This window comes from Pseudomonas sp. HR96 (genome assembly GCF_034059295.1).
Lineage (GTDB): Bacteria > Pseudomonadota > Gammaproteobacteria > Pseudomonadales > Pseudomonadaceae > Aquipseudomonas.
In genome coordinates this window covers 3,309,924-3,324,860 of record NZ_CP139141.1, presented here as the reverse complement: position 1 = coordinate 3,324,860, position 14,937 = coordinate 3,309,924, and the positions used below count along the sequence as shown (strand labels likewise).

The following is a 14,937-nucleotide window of genomic DNA, read 5'->3' as shown; positions in this document are numbered from 1 at the left end:
GCTCTCAGGTTCTTTCTCTATAGTCGATAAGACTGGAAAACAGCATCAGCCCCACCGCCATGGCCACGAAGAAGATCAGCGCCAGGAAGTACGAGCCGGTGAACTGCACGATCAGGCCGATGAGGATCGGCACCAGCACTCCGGACATGTTGCCCCAGAAATTCATCGCACCACCCAGCACCCCCGAGCGCTCCTTGCCGCCAAGAATGGCGGGCAGGCACCAGTACATGCCGCACCAGCGAATGAAGAACAGCGCCACGCAGAGCAGGCAGACCACCAGGGTGGCGTCGGTTGCGTAGGCGGTGGCCAGGATGCACAGCGCGGCCATCAGCGCCGAGCCGCTGAACATGCTGCGCATCACCTTGTTCGGCGCGCCGCCAGCGGCCTTCCATCTGTCGGCGATGGCGCCGCCGACCAGTTCGCCGACGAAGCCGCACATGAAGATCAGGAAGGTCGCCCCGCCCATGCTTTTCAGATCGAAGCCATGGGCCTGGTGCAGGTAGCTCGGCATCCAGGTCATCAGGCCGTAGAACACCGCGTTGTAGCAGGCGTAGCCGGCGAACATCGCCAGCACCGAGCGGCTGGCAATCAGCTCGCGCATCCTGGGCCGTGGCCCGCCGGCGGCCTGGGCAATGACGTTGCCGGCCTTGATGTGGTCCAGTTCGGCCTGATTGACCTTGGGGTGCTCGGCCGGGTGGTTGCGGATGTACCACCAGGCCAGCGCGCCGACGATCATGGTGCCGACCCCGGCGATGACGAAGGCCATGCGCCAGGAGCCGAACCAGGCGATCAGCGCGGTGGTGATGATCGCGCCCAGGGCGGTGCCCAGCGGCGCGCCGCCGTCGACCAGGGTGGCACCGCGGCCGCGCTCGTTGGCGGTCAGCCAGTTGCCGTTGAGCTTGGCGCCGGAGGGCATGATCGGCGATTCCGCCACGCCCAGGCCGATGCGGGTCACCAGCAGCCCGGCCCAGCCGGTGGCCACCGCCCCGAGCGCCTGGAAACCGCCCCAGGCCACGGCCGCCACGCCGACGATGTTGCGCGCGTTGTAGCGGTCCAGCAGCAAGCCGGCGGGAATCTGCATCAAGGCGTAGGACCAGAAGAAGGCGCTGAGCATCAGGCCCTCCAGCGCCGGGGTCATCTGGAACTCGGCGGAAATCATCGGCATCGCCACCGACAGCGACGCGCGGTCTATGTAGTTGATCGCGGCGAGCAACAGCAGCAACAGGAAGATACGCCAGCGTACCTGGGTGGCCCGCACGGCACCTGCGACCGGCAAGGCGTGCGAGTGGGTCATCTCGACGTGGGGTGCTTTCATGAGCGTCTCTTTATTATGGTTGTTATGGCATGACGGCCCGGGCGGGTGCGCGCGCTCGCCCGGTGTGTTCCCTACAGGCTTTTCACGGTGCCGATCGCGACCTGGGTGGGTCGCTGCTCGAGGCCGTTGATCAGCGGCGCGCCGAACTCGGCCAGGCTGATTTCAAAGCGGTCGCCGGGCTGCGCCTTGATGCCGTCGGCGAAGGACAGCGTCGCGGTGCCGAAGAAATGCACGTGCACGTCACCCGGGCGCAGGAACTGGGCGTACTTGAAGTGGTGGTATTCGAGGTTGGCCAGGCTGTGGCACATGTTCTCCTCACCCGAGGCGAAGGCTTTTTCCCACAGCACCTGGTCGCCACGACGGATGCGACTGACACCCTGCAGGTCGCCAGGCAATTGGCCGACCCGCAACTCCGGGCCGTAGGAACAGGCACGCAGCTTGGAGTGGGCCAGGTACAGGTAGCTGCGCCGCTCCATGACGTGGTCGGAAAACTCGTTGCCCAGGGCAAAACCGATGCGGCACGGCTGGCCGTGGTCGTCGATGACATAGAGGCCGGCCAGCTCCGGCTCCTCGCCGGCGTCCTCGGCGAAATCCGGAAGCGCAAAGGCCGCGCCCGGGCGCACGACGATGCCGCCGTCACCCTTGTAGAACCATTCCGGCTGCGCACCGACCTGGCCGGGGGCCGGCTTGCCGCCGTCGATGCCCCACTGGAACATCTTCGCCGTGTCGGTCAGGGCGTTGGCGTCGTCGGCCTTGTGCTGGTGCATTTTGTCGCGGGTCGCGGCGCTGCCCAGGTGGGTCAGGCCGGTGCCGCTCACCAGGCAGTGCGCCGGGTCCGGGTGGTCGAGGGGCGGCAACACCCGGCCGCTGGCGAGCAGTTCAGGGTAGCCAGGCCCTGCATCGGTGCCCAGGGCGATGACCTGCTCGGCCAGCCCGCGCGCATTGCGCAACGCCGAGAGGGCCAGCTCGCGAGTGCTGGTGACGCCGCGTACCCGTTGCACGCTGTTGCCTTCGACGACGCCGACCTGGCGCTCGCCGCTGGAGGTTTCGAACTGGATCAGGCGCATGCTGCAGGCTCTCTCGATTATTTTTGGATGGCTGCCACTTTACGAACCCTGCCCGGGCCTGCCTAATGACAGCTTCTGATGCAGTGATAACTATTGGTCATCCCCTATGATCCCATCGCTCGCTTCGCTGTCCTCCCGCTTGCGCCTGCGCCAGTTGCGGCTGCTCATCGCCCTGGACGAACACGGCTCGCTGCACAAGGCCGCCGAGCATGTGTCGATCTCCCAGCCCGGCGCGACCAAGGCGCTCAACGAAATCGAGTCGACCCTGGGCGTGAGCCTGTTCGAGCGCAACCACAAGGGCCTGCAGCCCAATGACCTGGGGCGCTGCGTGATCCGCTACGCGCGCTTGATCCACACTGACCTGGCGCACCTGCGCGAAGAGATGCTCGGCATCCTGCAAGGCGAGGGCGGGCGTTTGTCGATTGGCTCGATCATGGGCGGCGTGCCGCTGCTGCTGCGCGCCGTGGGCCGTTTGCGCGAGATCCAGCCACAGTTGTCGATCGAGATCATCGAGGACACCAGCGCGCGGCTGCTGCCGCTGGTGGATCAGGGTCGGCTGGACCTGGCCATCTGCCGCAGCAGTGTCAGCCGGCGCCCCGACGACTACGATTGCCTGAGCCTGCACCATGAGGAGCTGGTGGTCATGGCCCATCCGCAGCATCCCCTGGCCGAGGCGGCCAGCCTCGGCCTGGCGGACCTGGCCGATTGTTCCTGGGTGGTCTACCCGACCAACATGCCGATGCGCCTGACCCTGGAGCGTGAGTTTCGCGAGGCCGGGCTGGAGTTTCCGCGCTACCCGATCGAGACTTCCTCGACCTTCGCCACCTTGATGCTGCTCGAACAGGACCGGCAACTGGTCGCCCTGATGCCCGCCGAGGTGGCGCGCTATGCCTTGGCCCATGGGCTGCTCAGCCGCCTGGCGCTGCAACTGCGCTCGCGGTCGGAGCCCTACAGCGCCGTGGTGCGGCGCGGGGTTGGCCTGACCGCGCCGGCCAGCCTGCTCATTGAGGAGTTGCGTCGCGAGAGTCTGCCGTTTTGACAGACGGGCAGGTCGCTACCCAGGCGAGCTATAGTTGCCACCGGATAACAACCGTTGCCCCACATAACAACGATTGCCCCATATAACAACAACCCAGGAGCCGACAGTGGCCCAGTACCAAGCCTTCACCCTGACCATCTGCGATGCCATCGCCCACGTGCAGATCAACCGTCCGGAAAAACTCAACGCCATGAACGCGCCGTTCTGGGCGGAGATCATCGAGATCTTCCACGCCCTGGACGAAGACGATGCCGTGCGCGTGGTGGTACTCAGCGGCGCCGGCCAGCATTTTTCCGCTGGCATCGACCTGATGCTGCTGGCCTCGGTGGCCAGCGAACTGGGCCAGGACGTGGGCCGCAATGCGCGCCTGCTGCGGCGCAAGATCCTCTCGATGCAGGCCTCGTTCAACGCCGTGGACCACTGCCGCAAGCCGGTGCTGGCGGCGATCCAGGGCTATTGCATTGGCGGCGCCATCGATCTGATCGCCGCCTGCGACATGCGCTATGCGGCGGCTGACGCGCAGTTCTCGATCAAGGAAGTGGACATGGGCATGGCTGCCGACGTCGGCACCCTGCAGCGCCTGCCGCGTATCATCGGCGACGGTATCCTGCGCGAGCTGGCCTATACCGGGCGCAGCGTCGACGCCGCCGAAGCCCAGGCCATCGGCCTGGTCAACCGGGTCTGGCCGAGCCACGGCGAACTGCTCGAAGGCGTCATGGCCATCGCCGCGCAGATCGCCGGCAAATCGCCGATCGCCGTGGCCGGCACCAAGCGCATGCTCGGCTATATGCGCGACCACCGCGTCGACGACGGTCTGGAATATGTTGCCACCTGGAACGCGGCCATGCTGCAATCCACTGATTTGCGCGTCGCGGTGGCGGCCGGCATGAGCAAGCAGACCGCCCGCTTCGACGATTGACCAGAAGGAATTTCGACATGTCTTCACGCTGGAGCACAGCAGTACTGGACCCCGCCCAGCCCGGTGGCTGGGCGGTGGTGCGCAGCCGCCAGGGCTTCCTGCAGGACGAGCAGGGCGTGCTGTTCGCCCGTGAGTGGGCGCAGCGCCAGAACCTGCCGGTACTGGCCGAGCACGGCATCGGTCACTTCGATGGCGAACCTGTGTACGTACTCGAGCTGCACGAGCCGGTCGAGGTCGACGGCTGTCAGTGGCAAGGCCTGCGCCAGTTCATGCTGCAGGGCGATTTCGACGTCTTCAGCCTGCTCGGCTATGCCGCGCAGATTGCCACCTGGGCCCGCGAGCACCGCTTCTGTGGTAGCTGCGGGCGCCCGGCGGTGCAGGTCAAGGGCGAGCGGGCGATGTATTGCGAGCACTGCGACCTGCGCGCCTACCCGCGCATTTCGCCGAGCATGATTGTGCTGCTGACCCGCGGCGACGAGATTCTCCTGGCGCGTTCGCCGCGCTTCGTCAGCGGCGTCTACAGCACCCTGGCCGGCTTCGCCGAGCCAGGTGAGTCGGCCGAGCAGTGCCTGATTCGCGAGGTGCGCGAGGAGGTCAGCCTGGAGGTGCGCAATATCCAGTACATCGCCAGCCAGTGCTGGCCGTTTCCCCACTCGATGATGCTCGGCTTTCACGCCGAATACGCCGGCGGCGATATCGTGCCGCAACCCGACGAGATCGAGGACGCGCAGTGGTTCAGCGTGCACAACCTGCCGCCGCTGCCGGCCGGGCGCTCGATCGCGCGCTACCTGATCGACCTGTACGTGGCGCGCCGCCTAGGCCTGCCCGAACCAGTGCTGCCAGGCCAGACGCACGGTCAGGCCTAGCACCACGGTGATGAACACCGGGCGGATGAACTTCGCCCCACCGCCAATGGCGGTGCGGGCACCGAAGAACGCCCCGACCATCACCGACAGGCCCATGCTCAAGCCGATCAGCCAGTCGACCTGGCCGGAACAGATGAACACCGACAGCGCGGCGGCGTTGCTGACGAAGTTCATGCTGCGCGCCACGCCGCTGGCCTTGACCAGGTCAATGGGGTAGAGCAGCAGGCTGCTGACGGTCCAGAACGCCCCCGTGCCAGGCCCGGCGACGCCGTCATAGAAGCCCAGGCTGAAACCTTGGGTGCCTTGCCATTTCTTGCGGATCGGCTGCTCGCTATCGAGCGGCGCCTTGGGCGTGCCGCCGAACAGCAGGTACAGGCCGCAGGCGAAGACGACCAGCGGCAGCATCCGGTTCAACCACTCGGCGGGCAGGTAGTGAGCCACCCCCGCGCCGGCGAAGGCGCCGACCAGGGTGCCCCAGATCGCGTGCTGCCATTGCCTGGGGTGGAACAGCCGGCGCCGGTAATAGGTGAAGCTGGCGGTGGCCGCACCGAAGGTCGAACTGAGCTTGTTGGTGCCCAGTACCAGGTGCGGCGGCAGGCCGGCGGTGAGCAGCGCCGGGGTGGTCAGCAACCCGCCGCCACCGGCGATGGCGTCGATGAAACCGGCGATAAAGGCGACCAGGGCGAGCAGGCCCAGGGTGGTGGGGTCGGTGCTGAGCTCGAAGGGCATAGGGGCAGGGGCCAGGGGCCAAAAGCGGGGATTGTACATGCAATTAGTGAGAATCGGCTTGGCTTTGCGCGAGGGGCGGCCTGGGAACAGGCGTGTGAGCGTTCCCGGGCAAGCCCCGTCTACGGGGCGCACAAGCGGTCCAGGTCAGGACAGAAACCCGCCATCCACATTCAACGCCACCCCGGTGGTGTAGCTCGACGCGGCGCTGGCCAGGTACAGCACGGCGCCGGCCATTTCGTCCGGCTGGGCCACGCGCTTGAGCGGGATCTGCGCCAGGGCGCTCTTGAGGATGGCCTCGTTGCCGACCAGCGCCGAGGCGAATTTGGTGTCGGTGAGCCCTGGCAGCAGGGCGTTGCAGCGGATGCCGAAGGCCGCGCATTCCTTGGCGAATACCTTGGTCATGTTGATCACCGCCGCCTTGGTCACCGAGTAGATGCCCTGGAAGGCTCCGGGTGACACGCCGTTGATCGAGGCCACGTTGATGATGCTGCCACCCCCGTTCTCGCGCATCAGCTTGCCGGCCTCCACCGACATGAAGAAATACCCGCGAATGTTGACGTCCACGGTCTTCTGGAAGGCGCCCAGGTCGGTGTCCAGCACGTTGCAGAACTGCGGGTTGGTGGCGGCGTTGTTGACCAGGATGTCGAGCCGGCCGAACTGCTCGCGGATGCCCTGGAATACCGCCTGAATCTGCTCCATCTCGCCGATGTGGCAGGCCACTGCAGTGGCCTTGCCACCGGCGGCGACGATGGCATCGGCCACCTGCTGGCAGCCTTCGAGCTTGCGGCTGGAGACGATCACGTGGGCCCCCTGCTGTGCCAGCAGGCTGGCGATGGCGGCACCGATGCCGCGGCTGGCGCCGGAGACGAAGGCGATCTTGCCGTCGAGGTCGAACAGTGCGGTCTTGCTCATGGAAGCTCCGTTGGGAAAAGGGGTCAGAGGCTGGATTGCCTGATCACAGCCAGGCTCATCTGCTCCAGCAGCCGGTTCATGTGGATGAACTGGGCGAAGCGTTTGTCCTGGGTCTGGCCGTGGAAGAAGCGGTAGTAGATCTGCTGGACGATCCCGGCCAGGCGGAACAGCCCGTAGGTGTAGTAGAAGTCGTAGTTGTCCACCGCCAGCCCGGAGCGCTCGGCGTAGTAGTCGGCGAATTGGCGGCGAGTGAGCATGCCGGGGGCATGGCTGGGCTGGCGGCGGGTCAGTTGCACGGGCGCCGGGTCGCCGGCCTCGACCCAATAGGCCAAGGTGTTGCCCAGGTCCATCAGCGGGTCGCCGAGGGTGGTCAGCTCCCAGTCGAGCACGCCGATGATGTTCATCGGGTTGTGCGGGTCGAGGATGACATTGTCGAAACGGTAGTCGTTATGGACGATGGCCGAACGTTGGCTGTCGGCGGGCATCTTGTCTTCCAGCCACTGGCGCACGGCCTGCCACTGCGGTGCATCGGGGGTCAGCGCCTTGCTGTAGCGCTCGCTCCAGCCGCTGATCTGGCGCTGCACATAACCCTCGGGCCGGCCCAGGTCGCCGAGGCCGCAGGCGACGTAATCGACCTGGTGCAGGTCCACCAGCTTGTCGATGAAGCTTTTGCACAGCACCTGGGTCTGCGCGGCGTCCAGGCCCAGCTCGGGCGGCAACTCGGCGCGCAGGATGATGCCCTCGACGCGCTCCATCACATAGAACTCGGCGCCGAGCACGGCTTCGTCGGTGCAATGCACGTAGGCCTTGGGGCAGTACGGGAAGCCGCTGTTGAGCCGGTTGAGGATGCGAAATTCGCGGCCCATGTCGTGGGCGGAGCGGGCCTTGTGGCCGAATGGCGGGCGCCGCAGCACCAGCTCGCGTTCGGGGTATTGCAGCAAGTAGGTGAGGTTGGAAGCGCCACCGGGAAACTGGCTGACCCGCGCGGTGCCGGTCAGGCCGGGGATGTGCCGCTTGAGATAAGGGTCGACCCTGTCGATGTCGAGTTCTTCGCCGGCACGGATGCCCGTGGAGGAGTCGGTGAGTGGCATGCTGAGCCCTTGTATTTGTTCTGCGCATCAATCTAAACCGCGGATCGGAGGGTCACAAGGGGCAGCGGGGCGTTATAGGCGAGGGTGTTGGTGGGGTATGCCCGGGGCGGATGCCTGGCTCGCAAAAAGCTCGGGGGCCTGGCCCCCTCCCACGTCGCTTTGCAGTCAGCGTGGAAGGGCGCCAGGCCCCCGAGAGGCCGTATGGCTGGCAGAGTGATCTGTCAGTTCAGGCCCAGCTTGCCGCGCAGGGTCGACAGGTCTTCAGCCAGGGTGTTGACCGGGCCGATCAGGGCCTTGCGGTCAGCGTCCTTGACCTTGTCATAGGTCTCGTAGCCGCCGTCCTTGGTCTTGTACTTGGCCAGGATCTTGTCCACGGTGGCGAAGTTCTTGTCGACCTTGGCAACGAACGCCTTGTCCTGTTTTTCCAGTTGCGGGCGGAACAGCTGCACGATTTTCTGGGCGCCGTCGACGTTGCCCTGGAAGTCGTACAGGTCGGTGTGGCTGTAACGGTCCTCTTCACCGGAGACCTTGGTCGCGGCCACTTCTTCCATCAGGGCGGCAGCGCCACCGACCACTTTCTCAGGCGGGAAGGTCAGGCCGGCAATGCGGGTCTGCAGGTCCTTGACGTCCTTGAGCAGGCCGTCGGCCAGGGCGTCGAGGCCCTTGGTGGTGTTTTCCGAGTACAGGGTGTATTCGATGCGGTGGAAGCCGGTGAAGTCTTCAGCGGTGACACCTTTCTCGTGATCGTCGACACGGGAGTCGATGGACGCATCCAGGTCGCTGAACAGTTCGGCGATCGGCTCGATCGACTCGTAGTGCACGCGAGTCGGGGCGTACAGCTTCTTGGCGGTGGCCAGGTCGCCCTTCTTGATGGCGTCGGTGAACTTCTGGGTCTCGGTGGCCAGGGTGTCAACCTTTTCGGTGACATAGATCTTGTAGTCCGAGATCGGCTGCACCAGGTCCAGCGAAGGCGCGGCAGCGGCGAAGGCGGCCAGTGGCGAACCCAGCAGCGTGGCGGACAGCAGCAAAGCGAGAGGCGTCTTTTTCATGAGCGGTTCCCCGATTGGTCAAGTGGTTATGCGGTTGTTTTTCTAGTGGCATCGAGCAATGAGCGACCGATGAAATCCTGATCGCCGACAACGCCGGGCAGAGTGAAGAAATAGCCGCCACCGCAAGGCTTGAGGTATTCCTCCAGGGGTTCGCCATTGAGGCGCGTCTGCACGGTGATGAAGCCTTTTTCCAGGTCGGCCTGGTAGCAGATGAACAACAGGCCCATGTCCAGCTGGCCGTTCTTGTTCACGCCGTTGGAGTAGTTGAACGGCCGGCGCAGGATCAGATTGGCCTGCGATTCGGGGGTGCGCGGGTTGGCCAGGCGGATGTGCGCATCGAGCTTGGTCAGCTTGCCTTCCGGGTCCTTGCTGTAGTCCGGCACCTCGGTTTCGACCTGGCCGCCCATGGGCGCGCCGGTGGCCTTGTGGCGGCCGAAGATGCTCTCCTGCTCCTGCAGGGGCGTGCGGTCCCAGCGTTCGACGAAGTTGCGGATGATGCGCACCGCCTGGTAGCTGCCGTGGGCGGCCCAGGCCGGCTCGTCGCTGCCGGGTTGCACCCACACCAGCGCGTCCATGGCCTTGGCATCGTTGGAGTCGGGGTTGGCCGAGCCATCGCGAAAGCCGAGGAAATTGCGCGCGCTCTGCGCCGGTTCGCCCGGCTGCAGCGGCGCCTGCGGCGGCACGCTGCCTTCCTGTTTCCAGCGCACGAACAGCAGGTCAGGCATGTTCTTGACGATGTCGCGCAGGGCGTGGATGTTGGTGTCCGGGGTGTTGGAGCAGAACTGCAGGGTCAGGTCGCCGTGGCACTGGGCTTCTTCCAGGGCATCGTTGGGAAAGCCGACCATGCGGCTCAGCCGCTTGGGCTTGGCCTGGGCCAGGCCGAAGCGCTCGTCGAACAGCGAATGACCCACCGAGACAGTGATGGTCAGGTTGTCCGGTGCAACCACCGGGCCGAGGATGCCCGAGTCGGTGGGGGGCAGCTTGGGGTCGACCTGGGGCACGGTGCCGCCGGCCATGAGGAACCTGATGCGCTCGTCGAGGGTACGGAACAGCCGCTCCAGGTCTTCGCGGTCGCTGGCCAGCACGTCGAAGGCGACCATCATGCCGGCGGCCGGGCGCGGCGTGACGATGCCCGACTGGTGCGTGCCCTGGTACTCGTGGGCGTCGTGGGTCTTTTCGCTCTTCGGGGCTTCGGTCACCTGGGCCGGGGCCGACCCGGCCATGGCCGGGCAGCTCAGCCCGCTGCCCGCCAGCGCGACGCCGGCGGCGCCGAGGCCCATCAGCACGCGGCGGCGCTGCGGGTCGACGGGGCAGGTAGGTTTCTGGTTATCGCTCATCTGTCGGTTCGTTCTGCAATTACAGGCCGGAAAGGCCGAGGGCGGGATCGATTCCATCGAGTACGTCGGCCAGAGCCTTGGCCTTGTCGGCGATCTGCTTGCGCTGATCGGGGCCGACCTTGTCGTAGGAGGTGTACTGGCCATCGCTGCCCTTGAGGGCATTCAACTGGCCGTCCAGCGCAGCGGTGGCGGCGTCGACCTTGGGCAGCAGGTCGGCGGCCGACTTGGCCAGCACCGGGCGCAGCAGGTCGACCACCTTGCGGGTCACCTCAAGGTTGGCGGCGAAGCCGTTCAGGTCGATGTGGCTGTAGCGCTCTTCCTCGCCATTGGTGCGCACGTCGGCCAGGCTGTGGATGTTGCGGGCGACGATACCGACCAGCTGCTCGGGCGGCAGGGTCTGGGCCAGCAGGTCGGTCTTGAGGGTGGCGACGTCGGCCTGCAGTTTCTGCGCGACCGGGGTCAGGCCCTCAAGGCTGTTGCGCTGGAACAGGCCGAATTCGATGCGGTGGAAGCCGCCGAATTGGGCGTCCTGCTCGCGTTTCTCGAAGTAGTCGGCGCGGGCGTTGATGCCGTTGTCCAGTTCGGCCAGGCGCTGGGCCGCCGGGGCCAGGCGCCCGTAGGCGCTGCGGGCGGGCAGGTAGAGGGCGCGCGCCTGGTTGATGTCACCGGCGGCGATGGCCTGCGCCAGGTCGTCGACGGCGTGGATCAAGCCATTGCTCTGGCTGCTCAGGTACACGCGAAATTCCGACAGCGGACCGATGAACGCAACCATCGATGGCCGGGCCTTGGCGGCCGCGTCGGATGCGGCGGTCGGGGTCACGTGCAGGGTGCCGCGCGGGTTGCTGAGCAGCCCGCAGGTAATGGCGTAGTCGCCCGGCTGCAGGTTGGCGTTGATCACCTGGCTGAGGCCCGGGGCGATGTTTTCGCGCTCCTCGACCACCAGCACACCGTCGAGGATCTCCCATTCCACGGCGCGCTCGGATTTGTTCACGATGCGAAACGCTGCGCGCCCGGCGGGCACGGTGAGGGCGTTGGGCTCGCAGCTCTTGGGGTGGATATTGACGACGATCTCGTCACCGGCATTGGCCTGGCGCTTGGCCGAAGCCGTCTTGGAGGCGTAGTAGAACAGGCCGCCGGCCGCGATCAGCACGACCGCCGAACCGATCACGGCGAAACGCATGGCGCGGGGCGGCATGCCAGGAGTGGGGTTGGACATGTGAGCCTTACGAATGGGAAACGGAAGTGGTTTTGCCCGCCGCGTGGGCGGTGGCGGGCATGAAGAACAGGGCCAGGGTAATCACCAGGTAGAGCACGTAGGCGCTCAATACGCTGACCGTCGGGGCGTCCTGATAGCCGAACATGCCGGCCAGCACCGACCCGGTCGGGCCGTCCATCGGCAGCGTTGCACTGATGTCGAAGACCACATCCTGCAGGTGATTCCACAGGCCGGCCTCATGCAGGGCCATGACCGAGTTGGCGAGCACGCCGGCGGCGACCACGAGAATGAACAGCCCGGTCCAGCGGAAGAACAGGTTCAGGTTCATGCGCAGGCTGCCTTTGTAGAGCGCCACGCCCACCGCGACGGCCACGAGCAGACCCAACAGCGCACCGAGGGGGCCGCTGGCGCCTTCGCTCTGCTGGAACACCGCGAGCAGGAAGAACACCGTTTCCAGGCCTTCGCGGGCCACGGCGAAGAAGACCATGGCGATCAATGCCCAGACCTGGTTGCGCGAGTTGCCCAGTGCTTGCTCCAGTGAGGCCTGCAGAGATTGTTTGACCGACCGAGCGACCTTGCGCATCCAGAACACCATGGAGGTGAGGATGACTACGGCGAACAGGCCGACCAGGCCTTCGAAGAGTTCCTGCTGCTTTTGCGGGAATTCGGCGCTGACCAGTTCCAGGCCGCCACCGACCAGCAGGGCGAGCGCGCCGGCGAGAAATACCCCGACCCAGACGGCGGGCATCCACTGGCCACGGCCGGTCTGCTTGAGGTAACTGGCAATGATGCCAACGATGAGCGCGGCTTCAATCCCTTCGCGCAGCATGATCAAGAATGGAACGAGCACAGAGCACCACAGTGAGAATCTATAAGGTGCTATGTTTTAACATAATGATACTCATTATTGAATAGATTCCCTTTAATTTCATGGAATGGGGCTGGGAATCATTTACAGCGAAAGCGGGTGTCTGGAGTGGGAGGGGGCAAGGCCCTGAAGAGGTGCCCCCTCTCACTGCAACGATCAGACCGGGAACAGGTCGCTCAGCTTCATCGCCAGCATCATGTCGCCTTCCAGGCGCAACTTGCCGCCCATGAAAGCCTGCATGCCGTCGGTTTCACCGCTGACGATGTTTTTGAGGGTTTCGCTGTCCATGATCAGGGTAACGTTGGCATCCGGGTTCTCACCTTGCTTCAGATCGCACTGGCTGTCCTTGACGGCCAACGAGTAGTGCTTGTCTTCGTCGGTGATGTTGAAACCGAACACCAGGTCCAGGCCGGCAGCGGCAGCTGGGTTGAACTTGGCTTGCATCTTTTGTACGGCATCGGCTACGGAGCTCATGGGTCGATCCTTGTGCAGGTTGTTGCGGGTTGAAAAAAGTCGCGCCGGCGCTCATCGCCAGGTGAGCAGTTCCGGCGCTCGGGTCAATTGCAGGTGGGTGTCGCTGTTGAAGCTGGCCAGGCTGACTTCGCGGCCGCGGAACTTGAGCACGCTGAGCGAAGTGTTGACGATCTGCCAGTTGGCCTCGAAGGCGCGGCTGGCAGGCATACCGGTGATGAGGTGGAGCAGGGCGGTGATGACGCCGCCGGAGGTGAAGATGGCTACATTGTCGCCCTTGGCGGCGTTGTCGAGAACCCGCTGCAGCCCGGCCTCGACCCGGCCGAGAAAGCCGGCCCAGCCTTCCAGGCCGGCCGGGTCACGGCTGCCGTCCAGCCAGTGCTCGACCAGCAGGGCGAACAGGCGCTGGAACTCGTTGCGGTTGAGCGCGGCATTGCGCATGACCTCGAGGGCCTGGGGTTCGTTGACCAACAGCAGTGGCAGCAGGCCTCGCACCAGACCTTCGGCGTCGAACTCATCGAACGCCGGATCGGTCTCCAGCGCCGGGGCTTCGCCCAACTCGGCCAGCGCCAGCCGCGCGGTGTCCTGCTGCCGGCGCAGGGTGCCGGCCAGGCAGCGATCGAAACGCACCCCCAGGGCGGCCAGGTGGGCGCCGACCACCTGGGCCTGACGCACGCCGACACTCGACAGCACGTCGTAATCTGCGGCGCCGAATGAGGCCTGGCCATGTCTGATCAGATAGATGCTGCCCACGTCCGCACGATCCTGGCACTTTGAAAGAAAGTTTGCGCAGGGTAGGGGCGCCGTCGGCAGCCTGTCAATCGAAATTCATACATGCGTTTGAAAGGCTTGTTTAAGAGCCCTCGCCGCCGTCGGTCAAGGGCGGCAACACACACGGCTGGCAGGCGCGCCGTGCTGTCGGTATGCTTGATCGATTCGGCCCTGGGCAAATGTTCCGGCTGGCCAAGAGCATATCTGGCAACTTTAAGGAGTCACCGTGGATTTTCTTGCCGACTACGCAGGTTTTCTGGCGCGTACCGTCACCCTGGTGGTGGCCATTGTGGTGGTGCTGGTGGTTATCGCTTCGCTGCGCAGCAAGGGCCGGCGCAAGACGGCTGGGCAGTTGCAGGTGGTCAAGCTCAACGACTTCTACAAGGGCCTGCGCGAGCGCCTGGAAGCCGCGCTGCTCGACAAGGATCAGCTCAAGGTGCTGCGCAAGCAGCAGGGCAAGAGCGAGAAGAAACTCAAGAAAAGCCCCGAAAACAAGGGGCGCGTGTTCGTGCTCGACTTCAATGGCGACATCAAGGCGTCGGCCACCGAGAGCCTGCGCCAGGAGATCACCGCGCTGCTGACCCTGGCCACGCCCAAGGATGAAGTGGTGCTGCGCCTGGAAAGCGGCGGCGGCATGGTCCACAGCTATGGATTGGCCTCCTCGCAGCTGGCGCGCATCCGTCAGGCCGGCGTGCCGCTGACCATCTGCATCGACAAGGTGGCCGCCAGCGGCGGCTACATGATGGCCTGCATCGGCGAGAAGATCATCAGCGCCCCTTTCGCCATTCTCGGCTCGATCGGCGTGGTCGCGCAGTTGCCCAACGTGCACAACCTGCTGAAGAAGCACGACATCGATTTCGAAGTGCTGACCGCCGGTGAATACAAGCGCACCCTGACCGTGTTCGGCGAGAACACCGAGAAGGGCCGCGAGAAGTTCCAGCAGGACCTCGACATCACCCACCGCCTGTTCAAGAGCTTCGTGGCCCACTATCGGCCGCAACTGGCGATCGACGACGTGGCAACTGGCGAAGTGTGGCTCGGCGTGGCTGCCATCGACAAGCAGCTGGTCGACGAGTTGAAGACCAGCGACGAGTACCTCGCCGAACGGGCCAAGAGCGCCGAGCTCTATCACCTGCACTACGCCGAGCGCAAAAGCCTGCAGGAGCGGGTTGGCATGGCTGCCAGCGCCTCGGTGGAGGACCTTGCCGTGCGCGCCTGGAGCAAGCTCAGCCAGCAGCGTTTCTGGTAAAACGTAAGCCGTCAGCCATAAGCTTGTAGCGCCACCTA

At 65.2% G+C, this 14,937-nt stretch carries 15 protein-coding genes; 4 read left to right on the top strand and 11 right to left on the bottom strand.

The window, feature by feature from the left end:
* Positions 1–4 precede the first annotated feature (4 nt).
* Positions 5–1,294, bottom strand: coding sequence for an MFS transporter (locus tag SFA35_RS14870; protein WP_320579051.1), 1,290 nt, complete (start codon positions 1,292–1,294; stop codon positions 5–7).
* Between the two features lie 92 nt (positions 1,295–1,386).
* On the bottom strand, positions 1,387–2,382 hold the full coding sequence (gene araD1 / locus SFA35_RS14865; RefSeq protein ID WP_320571303.1) for an AraD1 family protein: 996 nt from the start codon (positions 2,380–2,382) through the stop codon (positions 1,387–1,389).
* Between the two features lie 106 nt (positions 2,383–2,488).
* On the opposite strand from araD1, the gene SFA35_RS14860 reads away from it, so the two are divergent.
* From SFA35_RS14860 to nudC, 3 genes are all read left to right on the top strand, one after another.
* Positions 2,489–3,421, top strand: coding sequence for a LysR family transcriptional regulator (locus SFA35_RS14860; protein WP_320571302.1), 933 nt, complete (start codon positions 2,489–2,491; stop codon positions 3,419–3,421).
* Between the two features lie 106 nt (positions 3,422–3,527).
* Complete coding sequence (locus SFA35_RS14855; RefSeq protein ID WP_320571301.1) at positions 3,528–4,340, top strand: crotonase/enoyl-CoA hydratase family protein; 813 nt, start codon at positions 3,528–3,530, stop codon at positions 4,338–4,340.
* A gap of 17 nt (positions 4,341–4,357) precedes the next feature.
* Positions 4,358–5,206, top strand: a complete 849-nt coding sequence (gene nudC, locus SFA35_RS14850) for an NAD(+) diphosphatase (protein ID WP_320571300.1) — start codon at positions 4,358–4,360, stop codon at positions 5,204–5,206.
* On the opposite strand, the gene SFA35_RS14845 is transcribed toward nudC, so the two are convergent.
* The 9 genes from SFA35_RS14845 to SFA35_RS14805 form a co-directional block, all read right to left on the bottom strand.
* Positions 5,156–5,935: a TSUP family transporter gene (locus SFA35_RS14845; RefSeq protein WP_320571299.1), complete on the bottom strand. Its 780-nt coding sequence runs from the start codon at positions 5,933–5,935 to the stop codon at positions 5,156–5,158. The two genes, nudC and SFA35_RS14845, sit on opposite strands and share 51 nt — an antisense overlap.
* Before the next feature lie 144 nt (positions 5,936–6,079).
* A complete protein-coding gene (locus SFA35_RS14840) occupies positions 6,080–6,847 on the bottom strand; it encodes an SDR family oxidoreductase (protein WP_320571298.1) in 768 nt (255 codons plus the stop codon).
* A 23-nt stretch (positions 6,848–6,870) separates the two neighbouring features.
* Entirely contained in the window at positions 6,871–7,938 is a 1,068-nt protein-coding gene (locus tag SFA35_RS14835; RefSeq protein WP_320571297.1) for a phosphotransferase family protein, read from the bottom strand.
* A gap of 221 nt (positions 7,939–8,159) precedes the next feature.
* Positions 8,160–8,987, bottom strand: coding sequence for an iron uptake system protein EfeO (efeO, locus tag SFA35_RS14830; protein WP_320571296.1), 828 nt, complete (start codon positions 8,985–8,987; stop codon positions 8,160–8,162).
* A gap of 26 nt (positions 8,988–9,013) precedes the next feature.
* Positions 9,014–10,324, bottom strand: a complete 1,311-nt coding sequence (gene efeB / locus SFA35_RS14825; RefSeq protein WP_320571295.1) for an iron uptake transporter deferrochelatase/peroxidase subunit — start codon at positions 10,322–10,324, stop codon at positions 9,014–9,016.
* Between the two features lie 19 nt (positions 10,325–10,343).
* The gene (gene efeO, locus SFA35_RS14820; RefSeq protein WP_320571294.1) at positions 10,344–11,540 is read right to left on the bottom strand and encodes an iron uptake system protein EfeO; all 1,197 of its coding nucleotides are present in this window, start codon (positions 11,538–11,540) and stop codon (positions 10,344–10,346) included.
* A gap of 7 nt (positions 11,541–11,547) precedes the next feature.
* The gene (efeU, locus tag SFA35_RS14815; protein ID WP_320571293.1) at positions 11,548–12,390 is read right to left on the bottom strand and encodes an iron uptake transporter permease EfeU; all 843 of its coding nucleotides are present in this window, start codon (positions 12,388–12,390) and stop codon (positions 11,548–11,550) included.
* A 174-nt stretch (positions 12,391–12,564) separates the two neighbouring features.
* On the bottom strand, positions 12,565–12,882 hold the full coding sequence (locus SFA35_RS14810; protein ID WP_320571292.1) for an SCP2 sterol-binding domain-containing protein: 318 nt from the start codon (positions 12,880–12,882) through the stop codon (positions 12,565–12,567).
* Between the two features lie 51 nt (positions 12,883–12,933).
* The gene (locus SFA35_RS14805) at positions 12,934–13,632 is read right to left on the bottom strand and encodes a histidine phosphatase family protein (RefSeq protein WP_320571291.1); all 699 of its coding nucleotides are present in this window, start codon (positions 13,630–13,632) and stop codon (positions 12,934–12,936) included.
* 244 nt (positions 13,633–13,876) lie between these two features.
* On the opposite strand from SFA35_RS14805, the gene sohB reads away from it, so the two are divergent.
* Positions 13,877–14,899 (top strand): protease SohB, encoded by a 1,023-nt coding sequence (sohB, locus tag SFA35_RS14800; RefSeq protein WP_320571290.1) that lies wholly within the window; start codon positions 13,877–13,879, stop codon positions 14,897–14,899.
* Positions 14,900–14,937: the final 38 nt, after the last annotated feature.